Origin of the sequence: Pasteuria penetrans (assembly GCF_900538055.1) — a bacterium.
GTDB classification, from domain to species: Bacteria; Bacillota; Bacilli; order Thermoactinomycetales; family Thermoactinomycetaceae; genus Pasteuria; species Pasteuria penetrans.
The window spans coordinates 1,492,748-1,506,727 of the sequence record NZ_UZAC03000001.1; the positions used below are offsets into that span (position 1 = coordinate 1,492,748).

Annotated in this window: 14 protein-coding genes; 3 read left to right on the top strand and 11 right to left on the bottom strand. The window is 48.6% G+C overall.

What is annotated here, in order from left to right; all coding sequences use genetic code 11:
- Position 1: 1 nt before the first annotated feature.
- The 11 genes from recO to PPRES148_RS11415 form a co-directional block, all read right to left on the bottom strand.
- The gene (recO, locus tag PPRES148_RS06125) at positions 2-775 is read right to left on the bottom strand and encodes a DNA repair protein RecO (protein WP_187820725.1); all 774 of its coding nucleotides are present in this window, start codon (positions 773-775) and stop codon (positions 2-4) included.
- Positions 776-795: 20 nt separating this feature from the next.
- Positions 796-1,128: a YqzL family protein gene (locus PPRES148_RS06130; protein ID WP_281289977.1), complete on the bottom strand. Its 333-nt coding sequence runs from the start codon at positions 1,126-1,128 to the stop codon at positions 796-798.
- 97 nt (positions 1,129-1,225) lie between these two features.
- A complete protein-coding gene (gene era / locus PPRES148_RS06135; protein ID WP_246142959.1) occupies positions 1,226-2,167 on the bottom strand; it encodes a GTPase Era in 942 nt (313 codons plus the stop codon).
- A gap of 43 nt (positions 2,168-2,210) precedes the next feature.
- Positions 2,211-2,654, bottom strand: coding sequence for a cytidine deaminase (locus PPRES148_RS06140; RefSeq protein WP_223127984.1), 444 nt, complete (start codon positions 2,652-2,654; stop codon positions 2,211-2,213).
- Between the two features lie 234 nt (positions 2,655-2,888).
- A complete protein-coding gene (locus tag PPRES148_RS06145) occupies positions 2,889-3,266 on the bottom strand; it encodes a diacylglycerol kinase family protein (RefSeq protein ID WP_246142916.1) in 378 nt (125 codons plus the stop codon).
- Between the two features lie 93 nt (positions 3,267-3,359).
- Positions 3,360-4,139, bottom strand: coding sequence for a diacylglycerol kinase family protein (locus PPRES148_RS06150; RefSeq protein ID WP_246142917.1), 780 nt, complete (start codon positions 4,137-4,139; stop codon positions 3,360-3,362).
- Positions 4,114-4,590, bottom strand: coding sequence for an rRNA maturation RNase YbeY (gene ybeY / locus PPRES148_RS06155; RefSeq protein ID WP_246142918.1), 477 nt, complete (start codon positions 4,588-4,590; stop codon positions 4,114-4,116). The genes PPRES148_RS06150 and ybeY overlap by 26 nt, the downstream gene beginning before the upstream one ends.
- Complete coding sequence (locus tag PPRES148_RS06160) at positions 4,587-6,815, bottom strand: HD family phosphohydrolase (protein WP_149453700.1); 2,229 nt, start codon at positions 6,813-6,815, stop codon at positions 4,587-4,589. The genes ybeY and PPRES148_RS06160 overlap by 4 nt, the downstream gene beginning before the upstream one ends.
- A gap of 53 nt (positions 6,816-6,868) precedes the next feature.
- Positions 6,869-7,852: a PhoH family protein gene (locus PPRES148_RS06165; protein ID WP_149454265.1), complete on the bottom strand. Its 984-nt coding sequence runs from the start codon at positions 7,850-7,852 to the stop codon at positions 6,869-6,871.
- Positions 7,853-7,892: 40 nt separating this feature from the next.
- Positions 7,893-9,101 (bottom strand): sporulation protein YqfD, encoded by a 1,209-nt coding sequence (locus PPRES148_RS06170; protein WP_149453701.1) that lies wholly within the window; start codon positions 9,099-9,101, stop codon positions 7,893-7,895.
- Positions 9,098-9,358 carry a YabP/YqfC family sporulation protein gene (locus PPRES148_RS11415; protein WP_187820726.1) on the bottom strand — a complete coding sequence of 87 codons (261 nt, stop codon included), beginning with the start codon at positions 9,356-9,358 and terminating at the stop codon, positions 9,098-9,100. The genes PPRES148_RS06170 and PPRES148_RS11415 overlap by 4 nt, the downstream gene beginning before the upstream one ends.
- 1,154 nt (positions 9,359-10,512) lie before the next feature.
- On the opposite strand from PPRES148_RS11415, the gene PPRES148_RS12335 reads away from it, so the two are divergent.
- From PPRES148_RS12335 to PPRES148_RS11425, 3 genes are all read left to right on the top strand, one after another.
- On the top strand, positions 10,513-10,695 hold the full coding sequence (locus tag PPRES148_RS12335) for a hypothetical protein (RefSeq protein ID WP_149453703.1): 183 nt from the start codon (positions 10,513-10,515) through the stop codon (positions 10,693-10,695).
- 868 nt (positions 10,696-11,563) lie between these two features.
- Entirely contained in the window at positions 11,564-11,761 is a 198-nt protein-coding gene (locus tag PPRES148_RS06185) for a hypothetical protein (RefSeq protein ID WP_149453704.1), read from the top strand.
- A gap of 584 nt (positions 11,762-12,345) precedes the next feature.
- Positions 12,346-12,519 carry a hypothetical protein gene (locus tag PPRES148_RS11425; protein ID WP_187820728.1) on the top strand — a complete coding sequence of 58 codons (174 nt, stop codon included), beginning with the start codon at positions 12,346-12,348 and terminating at the stop codon, positions 12,517-12,519.
- Positions 12,520-13,980: the final 1,461 nt, after the last annotated feature.

Below are 13,980 nucleotides of genomic sequence, written 5' to 3' on the forward strand. Positions count from 1 at the left end.
CCTATCCCCCCTCTCCTAACCATTTGGTGGATAGCAAAGTTTGTAAAACCCGGGATGTACGCAAAGAACACGGCAAATGCGCCGCCAACCAAGCGGCGCAAGCCCGGGCCAATTCCGCACGTGTCGATGCCCTAATCGACACCCGGCCCAGTCCCTCCAGCGTAGACAAATCAACCAATTTTGGCAACACATGCCGCGTAGCTGACGAAAGTAACAACCGACACCTACACCCCGTCCGTGGCCAACAAACCGAACAAAGCCGCCCACCCTCGCTAGGTGCCCAATGCCAAGGGATCCGATCGGCTCCACAATGAACACAACGCGAGACCACAGGTTTCCAACCCGCTGCATCCGCAACACGAAGCTCAACCACTCTTGTGAGGAAATCAGCATCAAAACGCTCTGCTAAACTGGTGAACGCCGTCTGCAGAAACCGGTACAGTGCAGGTTGCGGTTCCTTTTCTGGGCAACTATGCAGCAAAACTTCACACCAGTAGGCAGCATACGCGCAAAGCAAAAGATTACTACGCAGGGGCGCATACAACGATAGGGATTCCGCCCACCGCACTACGGGTAACCCACCACCGTGAATTGTATAACTCCACATGGCTTCCTGAACAGGCATCGTAACGGACCGGAGGCGACTCCATAATCCCCGTGCCCGCGGTGCCAGAAGAGTCATAGGACCCATTGTTTCTGTAAACAGACGAACGATCCGATCACTTTCCCCATAGGGAAGAGTACATAAAACAAAACCCCGGCAAGTTTGAACCATAGTAGGAGAACCCCTCATCTTTACGTAGACGATGGCACGATGGAAGGGGAGGATGAAGAGAGGGGGGGAGGAACCATGGAAAAAGCCGCTGAAAGCATATCCGAATCGGGGGTTCCCTCCTGCCCCCGAATCCGATGACGATTCAAATCCCCCTGCTCAAAAATCTCCCGCGATAACGTATGGGAATCCCTAGTCACTTCTATATCCCGATACAACAAATAAGCCTCTAGATTACCCGTAGCTGCGAAATAATTCCAAACAAATTCACGCACTCCGGCACCATCCCTTCCTAGGCCCGTAAGTAGTTTATCCGCTTCTACCTGTCGTAGCACGATTGTCCCCATACTCTCCATAGATCCCAAAACCAACCATCCCCTGGAAAACACAAATCACTCTAGAACCCAGCTGGGAATATGCAACAGCATAAACACATCCCACGAAAGGAAGGCACTAGCCGCCCCCCTTTCCTCCGTCCAAGCCCAACTGCCGCAAGGCCCCAGACTCCTGACGCCAATCCCTCTTTACCTTAACCCAAAGCTCGAGATAGATACGGCAAGAGAACAACCTCTCCATCTCCAACCGTGCCAACTCACCCAATTTTCTCACCATATCACCATTCTTGCCAATGATAATGCCCTTTTGTGAATCACGCTCGACATACACAGTAGCGCGAATACTCCACAGCATTCGTTGACCCTTCGATGACATCCTCTTCACCAGTGAATCCACCTGTACAGCAACAGAATGGGGCACTTCCTGCGCCGTATGCAATAACACCTGCTCACGAATCAATTCCGCCAACAACTGTTGGTCGGATTGATCGGTCCACTGCCCTTTTTCATAATATATAGGACCCGTCGGTAGAAGAGCCTCGATCTGCCCACATAGTATGTCCATAGCCTCGCCATGCAAAGCGGAGATAGGCACAACAGCCTTAACATCAATCTGTTTCTGAACTGCATCCATAAGTGGCAACAACTGAGTAGGATGGACACGATCTATTTTATTAATCACCACTAACACATGCGCACGCTGTTGCCGTAGGCGATGGAATAAAAAACGGTCCCCGGGGCCGAGATTCCCATCAGCAGACAACAACAGGAGAAGAACATCGGCCTGATGTAAGGAGCGCTCCAATCTTTGGAAAAGATGTACACCCAACCTATTTCGGGGCCGATGTACACCAGGTGTATCCAAAAAAATCATCTGGCTGTGCGCAGTCGTACGCACACCCCGAATGGTATGGCGTGTTGTCTGCGGCCTCGGTGAAACAATGGCCACCTTCCGACCTACCAACCGATTGAGCAACGTAGACTTCCCGACGTTGGGTCGACCCACCAAGGTGATGAAACCAGAACGAAACATGACCCACTCCGTCGGTGTAAATGCCATCAATCCAATAACCTACCCTTTCCACTATACCCCTAGATGACACTCAGGCAAGGGAGGTACGGGAAAACGCATGGGACAACAAATCCCCCAGGCTAAGGGTAATGCAATTACCCTTAGCCCCCCTCCCTTGTACCATCGTAGTCGGCTGACCAAACTCTAACAGAACCTGGCGACAAGCGCCACAGGGGAGAATAGGGTCTTCCCTATCGGTCACGACCACAACACCGCGAATAGGAAATACCGCCTTTCCTACCACAGCCCTCGCAACAGCGGCTCGCTCGGCACAAAGGCTCAGCCCATAGGAAACATTTTCTACATTACAACCCGCTACAATAGTGTCTTCCCCCAACCAAAGAGCCGCCCCAAGCGATAGGCCAGAATAGGGAGCATAGGCCTGGACCTTTGCTTCCTCCGCAGCAACTACCAAACGCTTCCCTATCGCCTCCGACCAATTCATCCCATAGAGTGAGATAGGCTCTTCCCCCATCCTCCGATTACCCCCTACCGTGTCTACCTTACCCCCAAACAGAACCTTATAACAAACCCCACAATCGCCAATAACCCTAACAAAATCCATACAAACCTAATACCATAAAAATCCAATGATCCCAAATGAAGATAGCATAGGACAAAACCGGGTTTTTCGGGGATGGTGAACCATCAACACCCTCCCTCAACCCAAGGATCCTCTTCCCGTCAGGGTCTAGGGGGGATAGGGGATCTATCCCCACCGTCGTGCTGATCGTATCCAGAACAACAGACGTAAAGCGAACAAACCTATAACCACCGCAACCGCCAGAACAACCGCAATCGAAACAGCCGCGGCAGCCGTATCTTTTGCCACTTTGGCTAGAGGATGGTACTGTGGACTCACCAAATCGACAACCGCTTCGAGAGCGGTATTGAATAACTCAGCCCCCAAAACAGCACCGATAGGCAATAGGAGCATCAACCATTCGAGGATGGTAAATGACATAACCAGCGCGAATAAAATAGCACACCCGAGAGCTGCACAATAGATACGCATATTACGTTGCGTCCGCAGAGTATATTCCAATCCCCGCCAAGCATGCTGCGCACTCCTTATGAATTGGATCACAGTCTCCCCCCTGCTCCATGAATTCGGCCCAACCGAAACGATCGCACCCTCTCCGGGATTTTTGACTACCGTGGGTGTATCAAACGGGACGAGCTACCCCACTCCCATCTCCAATGAACCACCTACGAGCAAAACCAGTAACAGACCCAAAAATCCCCCCATCCACCATGATCGCCAGCGGTCCTTTGTGAACCTGCAAATCCGGTACCCCAGGAGAAACCATCCCACCAGGAGGATCACTACACTACTGTTCCCATAACCGCTATATCCATAATAAAAAAAATAAAGGGCCGGTAAAGAAAGCAATGCAATGAACCCAGTACTCCAGGGATTGGGCCACCAATGATTCCTCTTGCCCAGGAACTCCCAACTTACCCTCGCCAAGGGCAACGTGGTAGACACCAACAATCCCAAGACAAACCATCCATGGAGGAGGAAGAGAAAACCTGGCCGATCACTGTATTGTATCCAGGACAAAAAACGGGGGGCGGCCAAACCCATACCTACCATAAAGGCCAAACCTGCCGCCACCAGAACTGCTGCTGCCGCCGTATCCTTGGCCGCCTTAGCCAGGGGATGATGCCGTGGGCTCACTAAGTCAACCACTACCTCCAGAGACGTATTGAACAACTCGGCCCCCAATACCATGCCCATGGTCAGTAAGAGAATCAACCATTCAAGAATGGTGAAGGACAAAATAAGTGAAAATAAACTAACACACACAATGGCTATGCAATGAATACGCACGTTTCGCTGTGTTCGTAGGGCATACTCCAACCCCTGCCAAGCCTGCTGTAGACTCAGTACGAATTTTGTCACATCCGCCTTCCCCTTTTCCCCAACAAATTCAACGGGGCAAGCCCACAATCTCAAGAATGGTTCGCTGCTCCCTCTCCATAACGATCCTTTCCTCCGAGGTCTGATGATCAAACCCTATGAGATGAAGAAAACCGTGCACAGCAAGAAAGGAAAACTCGCGCCCCAAACTATGCCCATACAGTTTTGCCTGCTGCCTGGCTCTCGGTATTGAAATTACGATATCACCTAGGGGCATAGGGGGGAGCAACGAATCAATCTCGCATGGATCCCACTGAGGAAAGGAAAGTACATCTGTAGAGCAATCCATGCGGCGGAAATCACGGTTCAGAACCCGAATACCCCCGTCATCCATACCCACGATGACAACTTCCAGTCCCTGAATTCCATGTCGACGGGCTGCCACCTCCACCGCCTTGGGTATGGATCTCCAGGCTTCCCATTCCTCACTCTCTATCCTTGTTTTCAGTTGTTGAACGATTGGCAAAGAAAAAACGGTACCCCTCACCCCCCCTTCTTGCCCTCCGGACGGCTCGGATAGACAATTCTTGTGTGAAAAATTCCCTGTAATGTCATAATCATAGAACGGGTAATCTTTTCCAGGTCCTTAAGAGTAAGCTCACATTCATCCAGTTGACCATCGTCTAAGCGTTCCCTTACCAATTTGCGGACCAATTCTTCAATTCGGGCCGGTGTCGCCTTGCCCTGCAGCGATCGGGTCGCAGCTTCTACACAATCCGCAATGCCCACAATCGCCGCTTCCCTACTGCAAGCTCTAGGACCGGGATAACGAAAATCCTCCTGGGATACATCCCCACCCTTACTCGCCTGCTGCAAGGCCCTGTAGTAAAAAAAGCGCAGTAGCGTTGTACCGTGGTGTTGGGCCGCAATATCCCGAATGGGCTCTGGGATTCGATGATCCCGCAAAATGGCTACACCTTCGCGAACATGGGCGATGATGATGGAACGACTCAAATAAGGCGAAAGTGCATTATGGGGGTTGGTAGAACCTGGCGGCTGATTTTCAATGAAAAAATGGGGTCGTTTGGTTTTTCCAATATCATGATAATACGCACCCACCCTAGCCAACAATCCATCTGCACCCACGGCCTCCGATGCCAGTTCCGCTAAGTTAGCCACCATAATCGAGTGATGGTAGGTCCCCGGAGTTTGCAACAACAATTTCTTCAGCAAAGGATGGTTAGGATTGCACAACTCCACTAGCCTCATCGGCGAAAGTACGCCAAAGAGGGTTTCCAAATAGGGGAGAAAACCCAAAGCGAGTATGGCACTCGTCAATCCCCCTGCCGTACCCCAAAGGAGGGACTCACCCAATTCCCGCATTGTATCACGGGTCCAGCTGCCATCGGCCGGTACCACAAGATAACCCGCCACGATAGGTAACCAAGTGGCCACAGCAGCCACAATACCCACTAAAAGGATTCGACCCCGTTGCCGGATCATTCGCATTAGGATGGTCGTTGTTATGGCACCACTCACGAAGGCAGCAAGAGCGAATCGCAAATCGAAGAGAAATTGTGGATTTTCGCTAAAGTTATGAAATAATATCCCCACCAAAATGGCAACCAATGCTACACTGGCAAGACTCAACCTCGCATCCAAGAGCAAGGTTATCAACATAGCGCAGAGGGCAACGGGAGCCGCATAACCCAGCAAATTCGTTCTCAAGGGACCTACCAATAAGGCAAGGACTTTACATAGAAGCAAGGTAAAAGAAAGAATAAGGAGTAGCAACAATAACTTCCGATTATCCCTAGCCACAAAGGAATGAAAACGATGTACGTACCCTGCTAGTAGGGAAACGATGATAACCATTAGGAGTATCAAACCCGCATCCACCGCAATAACGGATCCCAAGCCCGGGGAAAGAAAGCCAAATTGCTCCAACTTTTTCCATTGGTCGGCCTTGATGATTTCCCCCTTGGAGACAATGGTTTGCCCACGCAGCAACGGAATTGGCTGCACTCTATCACGGGCCACCCTCTTCTGTCGGGCCGTCTCCTCCTCATCATACATTTCATTAGGTACCAAACTTTGCTGAATTAGTGCCATTACCAGGGTTTTTTCGTCCTCATTGAGGTGGACCTCATCCCTCACAATACGGGGAACACGATTATGGACCTGGGACTCATTCTCCGGTCTGATTCCTACTGCAAACAAATCCCCTACCATCTTACGAACCCGGGTACGCAACCTGGAAAGCTTGTCCTGTGGGATATGCAGAACAATCTTTGATAACTCTCCATGGGTTCCAACTGTATCCTCCCCGAGCTCCCCATAACCTGCCATAACATCCTTCTGAAAGTCATCGAGGGCCGTACGAATATCCCTCAACTTTTGTTGCTCCGTTTGCGAGGAATTCCTGGCTACCTCCAAATCCCTAAAGAGACGGTCGATACGCTGTTTTTGAAGCTCGGCCTTCTGATCGTCCCTACTGTACTGGGGTTCTACTGCCTGCTCAGCCCTTTTACGGGCTGCCCCTGTTGCCTGAAAATCAATCGTAGTAAAGGGAGCAAATTTACTGTCAGGGCTAGCTGTTCCCACGGCAAAATCATGACGGTCCAAATTGACATGGCCCAGCAGCAAACCACAGGAAAAGGCGACGAAAAGAAAGTATAAACCAAAGCGCACCCCCGCATGGGTATGCCACACCCGTGTGGTTATCACCCGCTTCATCCATGCCATTACCCGTATCCGACGGAATACTTCCATAATACCGTCTAACTCCTTCAGTTTTGCGGTGCTCTAACCCTAACTGTCCAAAACTACAATCCCTTCCCCGCGCGACGATCCGATGGATCCAACCGTTGTGCGGCAGCAGCATAAGCGTCCGCGATCCGGCGCACAAGCCTATGCCGAACTACATCCATCGTCCCTAGGATCACAAATTCAATCCCCTCCACCGCCGCTAAAATCTCTTGGGCCTCTATCAAACCCGATTTCTGACCACGAGGAAGATCCACTTGCGTTATATCTCCTGTGATCACCATCTTTGAGCCTGAACCCAAACGGGTCAGAAACATCTTCATCTGCTCAGGTGTCGTATTTTGAGCCTCATCCAAAATGACAAAGGCCTCCTCTAACGTGCGCCCACGCATGTAAGCCAGGGGAGCAATCTCAATCGTTCCCCTGTCCATCATACGCGGGACGGTATCCGCACCCAATAGAGCGTTCAAAACATCGTACAAGGGACGAAGATAGGGATCCACCTTTTCCTGCAGAGCACCGGGCAAGAAACCCAGTCTCTCCCCCGCTTCTACAGCAGGCCTCGTCAGCACAATCCGACGAATATACCGAGCCCGGTAGGCGGATACGGCAAGGGAGACAGCAAGGAAGGTTTTCCCTGTGCCGGCCGGACCTATCCCAAAGGTAATTTCATGAGCCCTCACAGCACGAACATAACGCAACTGTCCCAGCGTACGTGCCCGTACAGGTTTATCTTTCACCGATACGTCCAGCACTTCCTCCAATAATGAAAACAATTCCTTTTCGCGATTTTCCTTCACCAATTGAAGGGCATAAATGGCATCGTGGACCTGCAACTCGATCCCCTGCTGGACCCACTCCAGAAGAATTTGGAAGAGCTTCGCTACCCTCTGTACTTCCTCCGTTTCACCACGCAGCAACAATTCCCCACCGCGAGAAACAATGGTAACATCCGTTTCCGCCTGCAACGCGCGCAGAAAAGAATCTTGCGGTCCAAACAATTGCAGTGCCTCAGCGGGCCCCTGGAGCGGAACACGCAACATTTCCCCCCTGATTGCCAACTACCCATTCCCCTTGCTTCCCTTAAGATTGTGATACAGCTATATTTTCCGTTGCATCAAAATGTACGCTTACTACAACTTTACCACGCTCCACATGTTGGTGCAAAATCTTTCCTTCTAAGACCCTTCCCTCCGGCCCCACAGATTTTTCCACTGCTGCGCAGGCCTGCTCATAACCGATTTGTACCGCTTCCGAGGGAGAAAATTTCTGTACCCGGGGGGTCATTTCCCAATACTCCTCCTCCACCCAACCGAAAGGGAGTTCCCAGGGGCCCAGGTGAATGGGCTGTAGTCGCTGTCGTATACTCCGTTGGGCATAGGGAAATTCCCAGCCCGGCCAGCGCAACGCCTTCTGCAGTAGATAGGGAATGACACGCGTCTGCCGGCGACCGGTATAAACGCGGCTCTCGGTACGCAAGGGTACCTCCACCTCGGTGGTATACCAAACTTCACCCATTACCCTGCCTCGTGCCCCTACCCAGGAACCCTGTCCTGATGAATCAGGGACTTCATAGGCACCGGAAATCAAAACCTGACCCGGGACAACGACATCTTGCACATCTACAAGGGGTGTGCCGCGTTCTGTGAGAATTTCGGTCACAAGGGCACTCCGTTTCGCCACAATGTCCCCCTGCGTATCCAACATGGGGGCCGTTTTAGGAACCTTATTGTCAATATGCCGTTTCTCTACTACAGTAACAATCGCACCTATTCCCTCCATGCGCATGCCAATCCAGGCGACCCCGGGGAGTTGCAATTGTATACGATGAAGAATTTTCTGGGGATCGGATATATTTTGACGAAATTGGCCAACATAAATTCCCTCACGATGCAATAAGGCCCGAATATAGACGGGGGGTATAGAAGTATCCCCCTCGATATCAATGAACCAAATGATAGAAAAAAGCCCCCACAACGTTGTAACAGAGGCTATGGCGCCAAAACAAAAAATTTTACGCTGCCAAAGACGCTTCCATACCGAAGGCCAACCCTCTCTCTTCACGATCTTGGGACGCACCCGTTTCCTTCGCAAAAGCCGTACCAAGGATGGGGCCACAGGAAGAGGAATCTGAAAGGTCACTTTTTTCTCATTAGGATATTGGAATCGTTGTAAATGGAAACCCTCCCGTTGAATATCCGTCAACCAAAGGGGGAGGGTGGATGCCTCGACCATAATCGTTACCGTTCCATACCACCAAGGAGGAATCATGGAGATCCACAGGCGCTTCACCGTTCTCCACCCTCCCCCTCATAGGCAACACACGATATGTAGCCTTCCACGGTTGCATCATCCGCGGTTAGGGAACGAACGGCCATTTCCTCCCCTTGGATGACCAAACGTCCTAATGACGAAGTCATTTCAATAATGTTAGGGGAAAACCGTGTCAAACCACGATGGCTCTCCACACGAATTTGCTTTGTGCCCAGCCATTCAATACGTGGTACGTCCTCGGTTACCTCGAATACCATATCCTTCCATATCCCCATCTCACTCCCCCCTTGTCCTAGAACACGTCCCCCCTTCTGAGAGGGATATGCAATTGGGGAAAAAGGTAGACCGGTAACCCCGCCTACCCTACGAAAATGCACCAGACCCTCACCCGGAATGATGGGATTACCTCTGAAGTTCATTATGTAAATATTATATAAATTTTTTAGGGGGGGAGAATCTCAAGGAAATTTCAGCACCCTCAGGAAGCAATATCTCGTTCGTAGATGTGAATTTCTGGATTATAGATTGGGAAGACACAAGATCTGTCCCTGGAAAAGGATAACCTTATCAATATTCCATACATAAAAATTGGGGGGTCTCCTATAGGGGGACTCTATCATCCCATACTTTTAGCCCGGCACCCTGCGTTCCGTGACATTCAATTCATAGGATTCCAGTCCAGTGAACGCTTCTGAAAAAAAACTGGTCCGACCCACTATCAACTCAACCCTCTGGTGTGCAGAAAAACATCAGAATGGAATTTTCAATTCCACAGGGGCCACCACTTCCCCTGTCTTTAGAACCGCTGACGGAATGAGTAGGTAACGTCAGACATATAGAAACCTTCCCTATTCCACCTTAGGAAAAATTTCTATAATAATAAAAAAATAAAAAAAAAAATTCATATAGTTACTAAGAAAACGGTATATACTATCAAAAAACAACAAACACATGTGCGCCTGTAGATCCTTTTTGTTTGCGTTTATTTCCGATTTAAATTAAGCATGTATATGTATGTTATATACTTAATAAATATGTTATTATGTAATAAATAAAGGATAAGTAACTAATTACTTTATATCCTAGTAAAGGTTGTGTTGTTAAAAATGATCAATGATTTTGGTACTTGGATAGGCGGAATCCTTGGTTCCCTCTCAGGTTCTATTTTTGGCCCAGGAGGCACGGTGACAGGCAACAGTATCGGTAGGGTGACCGGTTGGCTTTCCACAATGCCCCACCCACTTGCAAAATATATTTTCTGGGGAATTGGTCATTTCCTATACAAATAAGCTAAGCAATGTATTTTGATGTGGATTGGGTACGGGATCACTCTGTATGAAGTATCACGATCAGAATGAATCATACAAACAGAACTTAGGTCTATTGAATCTTGGCTGAGTATCGGGGACGGGGGAACCCAATCCCAGGAATGGAGATGGTTCAACAAGTCGAATATTTTGTAATAGGATCACATGTTCATAATCTGCCTGAATTCAAACGATTGCGTCCGATCGCGTGCGTGTGTGTCAAGAAAGTCACACAGGGAACGAAGGGCGTTTGGCCCTTCGATTTGGTCCTTCGATTTGGTCCTTCAAAACGAGCTGGTAGGTAGCAGATTTCAAAGCACCTAGCGCTGCTATGATAAAAAACCCTGGTCTGTAAGAGACTAGGGTTTTTTATCATAGCAGCGCTTGATCCCGTCCGGTGGGAATCGAGAAGATCAGCGAGGACAAAACCATTGGGGACACACAGAAAGTCGTAGTCCATGTCCAAACCCATCATCGACACACTACATCGGGGAATGCGCATAGACCCCTTCCGTTTATGTTTGTTGAGTATTTCTATCCAAAAATTTTGTTTATTGACCCTTATATTACATAATAATATTTATATAATTGATATGAACATAACAATCCAAAATCAGTATACTTCCCTGGCAAAACCTTCCATATTCGCCTATGTCAACCACGGAATCAAAAGGAGCGACATTCCCTCAATCGGGGTAAACCGGAGGAACAACCTATGCAACGGCCCAGGTAACCTGCGGTGTATAGGCGTAATGAACCTGATTTAAGTCCTTGCGTGGAATTTTGGAAACTATGGTATGAACCCCTAGGGCCATCGCCCGATGTGCATAGAAGGCCAAGAATAACCTTGGACTCCATGCACAAGATCGGATTGGGATCATAAGTAGCGCAAAAGATTCTGTAATGGAAGTGTGAGGCGAAGGGGTTGACTCATCCTGATGAGGACAGTAAAATGATAACTTTAGAAAGTGGATCCCCACTCCATCCATTCTTAAAATCTAGAATTAGGAAAAACCCAATCAATGACATTCCGGCTATCTACCTCATATAATTATTTCCCCCTGAATTCATACCCACACTCATGGGAAATGGATTTTTAGGGCACAATGCAGGGGAAGGTATTTCACCCCCTCTTCTTCACAAAGGGTTAAATTAGTAAAGGGAGTGTTTTTTTTGGACGCCACCCTGCGTCGTTGTTTGATATTCCTATTGATCCTATGGTACCTGATTTATATGCAACGTTTTCTTCATATCCTATCGGGGATAGAAGGAAATTTGCGTATTTTTAGGAAGTTGACACCCACCCGGGCTTCATCATCACCCATATCCGTCCAATTGATGCTGGATTCTAAAAAGGGAGGATGCTCTTAAGTTCCGCTGATCTATTTTGAGAGAGCATAGCCGATCTGTGCATTCGTCAGTAAATGAATGAATCATGCCATTACGATAGGGAAACATTCCAATTCGCTGGGAGTGTTGTTGGGTCCCTGTAGTGGTTTGTCGGTATTGCCAAAATTGTCCTCCCCATAAGGGATTGATACATGTATGCACAGTCAATGGTGGATCATTCCCATTGTCGTTATTTTTCTCCTGTTGTATTTCCAACGCCGGCACCGTAGAGCGGTGGGGATAGGTTCCAGTGTGCCAGTATTGTCTATCATTTTTCTTATCTGCCTCGGGGTTCATTTATTCCTCCTAAACCGCCTCACAGAGGGAATTGAGAAAATGGCAAGGATTATGGAGGATCGTAAGGGGGAAGCGTTCCCACCGGGCTCCTATTCTCCTCCCAATCCTTCCGGATTGGACTGAATCCTACTTTTCCTCTTGTCACCTGACTTTCCCTGAGATCTGCAACCTCCTCTTTTGGAATTCCAAGGAACGAGAAAGAAATCTGTCCAACTAGTAGGTAGCAGGTTTCAAACCGCCTAGCACTACTGGGGTAAAGAACCCTGGTAGTGAGCGGTCTAGGAAAAGGTAGGGTAGTACCCCTGTCCGGTGGGAATCGGAGAGATATCAGCAAAAGCAAACCATTCGATAACGCATCGAAAATCCTAGTCCATGTCCAAACCGATGTCGGTAAGCTACATCGGGATCAACCGGGGGAGTCGATCTATGTGCCGCCCCGATGAATATGCGGTGTACAGACAGGATGAATCCTTAAGCCCTTGTACGGAACTTGAAAGACTGTCGTCGCACGGAACACCTGGCCGTTGCCAGGTGTTCCAAAGGCCAAGGATAACCTGGGCTCCGTGACAGGATCGGATCAGCTCATAGTAGTGCTGTAATGGAAGTGGAGCGGAAGGGGCTGACACTCATCCTGATGAAGACAGTAAACCCGATAACTACAGTGGGAGATCCACTGGAGGGGGTCACTGGAACCCCGAAGCAACATCCCCATAATCGAAGTAGGATCTGAAGGGTCTGAAGATTGGGATGGGATGAGAAAAGACGGATAATGCGAGAGCATCGTGCCCGGATCTGTGAGAGACACTCCCCAGCTGGGTGTCGGGTCAAAAGTCCCCAGTAGGGCCCCTGAATCCGCGGGGGCCTATCCGGATTCCTAATCAGGATATAGTTATCTACTAAATGAAAGTACCTAGGAACATCTCTACGACATAATTCCATTTTTATTGTATAGGAATTCTTTCATCACTTTTTAAAATATTTTTATTCAATGAAACAAGGTCGTGGTAAACGAATTTCCCATCCATTGTACCCTATCTGTCCCGCTCAGTTCCCAGGATTCACATAAAGTGAATACCCCCCTTATTTTCTTATTATAGTGATAACTAGGAATATCAGGGGGTGAAACCGGTCATATCCCACTTTCTACTGTAAGATTCAAGAGCGGGGAGTTTATGATCCCTAAAAATCCTCTATTTGTGCCTTTTCGATGAACAATTGTTTTTATATTGTTCATAAATATATATAAATTTATTGTTAAACAAAATTGTAAATAGAACAAAAGACGTTATAGGGGTGCTTTTTCGCGGGATCGTGGTTAGGTATATATTCAGAATAATTTTATTTTAATCAGGGGATTCCCTCCGGAAGAATCCGTAGGTCAGCAAAACGTCCCTCCTACACGAAACGGGAATCTCAGTAGAACCTAAAGCTCCCCCTCTCCCTGTTTTTGGTCTCTGTTTTTGCCTTTTAGTCCCTTGATCTTTTGTTTTGATTGGATCTTGGCCGCATATCGGACCTGAGGGTTCAGTCTAGGGAGTGGGGATGGGCAACTCACCCTCTATCAGTGAATAAGGGGTTGTCGATATGAAAACAAAACTAAATTTCCCGAGGCCCCCTTTTTCGGACGAAGTGAAAATCATGAAAATAGAGAAATTAGGAACCACAGAATTAGATATAAAATGAGTTATATCCTAGAGTCCATTGCCAACTGTCCATTCCCGGGGATCAGGTATTCCTGTGAGGATTCGGGAAACCTGGGACCTTCACCTAACTCATCCTTACAATCCAGAATTAGGAAAAAACCACCCGAGGATATTTCAGGTCCGAAGTTTGGCCAAGAGCCGCATAAACTTGAGGAAGCCTATGAGTTTATAGAGGATGTTGGAGAATAGTATGACACCAAT

Excerpts from the sequence above, each read along its gene's own strand:
- PPRES148_RS06165 (WP_149454265.1), bottom strand. The coding sequence starts at position 7,852 with ATGTTGCGTGTTCCGCTCCAGGGGCCCGCTGAGGCACTGCAATTGTTT.
- PPRES148_RS12335 (WP_149453703.1), top strand. The coding sequence starts at position 10,513 with ATGGAGATGGTTCAACAAGTCGAATATTTTGTAATAGGATCACATGTT.
- PPRES148_RS06160 (WP_149453700.1), bottom strand. The coding sequence starts at position 6,815 with ATGGAAGTATTCCGTCGGATACGGGTAATGGCATGGATGAAGCGGGTG.
- recO (WP_187820725.1), bottom strand. The coding sequence starts at position 775 with ATGGTTCAAACTTGCCGGGGTTTTGTTTTATGTACTCTTCCCTATGGG.
- PPRES148_RS11415 (WP_187820726.1), bottom strand. The coding sequence starts at position 9,358 with ATGGGGATATGGAAGGATATGGTATTCGAGGTAACCGAGGACGTACCA.
- era (WP_246142959.1), bottom strand. The coding sequence starts at position 2,167 with ATGGCATTTACACCGACGGAGTGGGTCATGTTTCGTTCTGGTTTCATC.
- PPRES148_RS06140 (WP_223127984.1), bottom strand. The coding sequence starts at position 2,654 with ATGGGGGAAGAGCCTATCTCACTCTATGGGATGAATTGGTCGGAGGCG.
- PPRES148_RS06130 (WP_281289977.1), bottom strand. The coding sequence starts at position 1,128 with ATGGAGAGTATGGGGACAATCGTGCTACGACAGGTAGAAGCGGATAAA.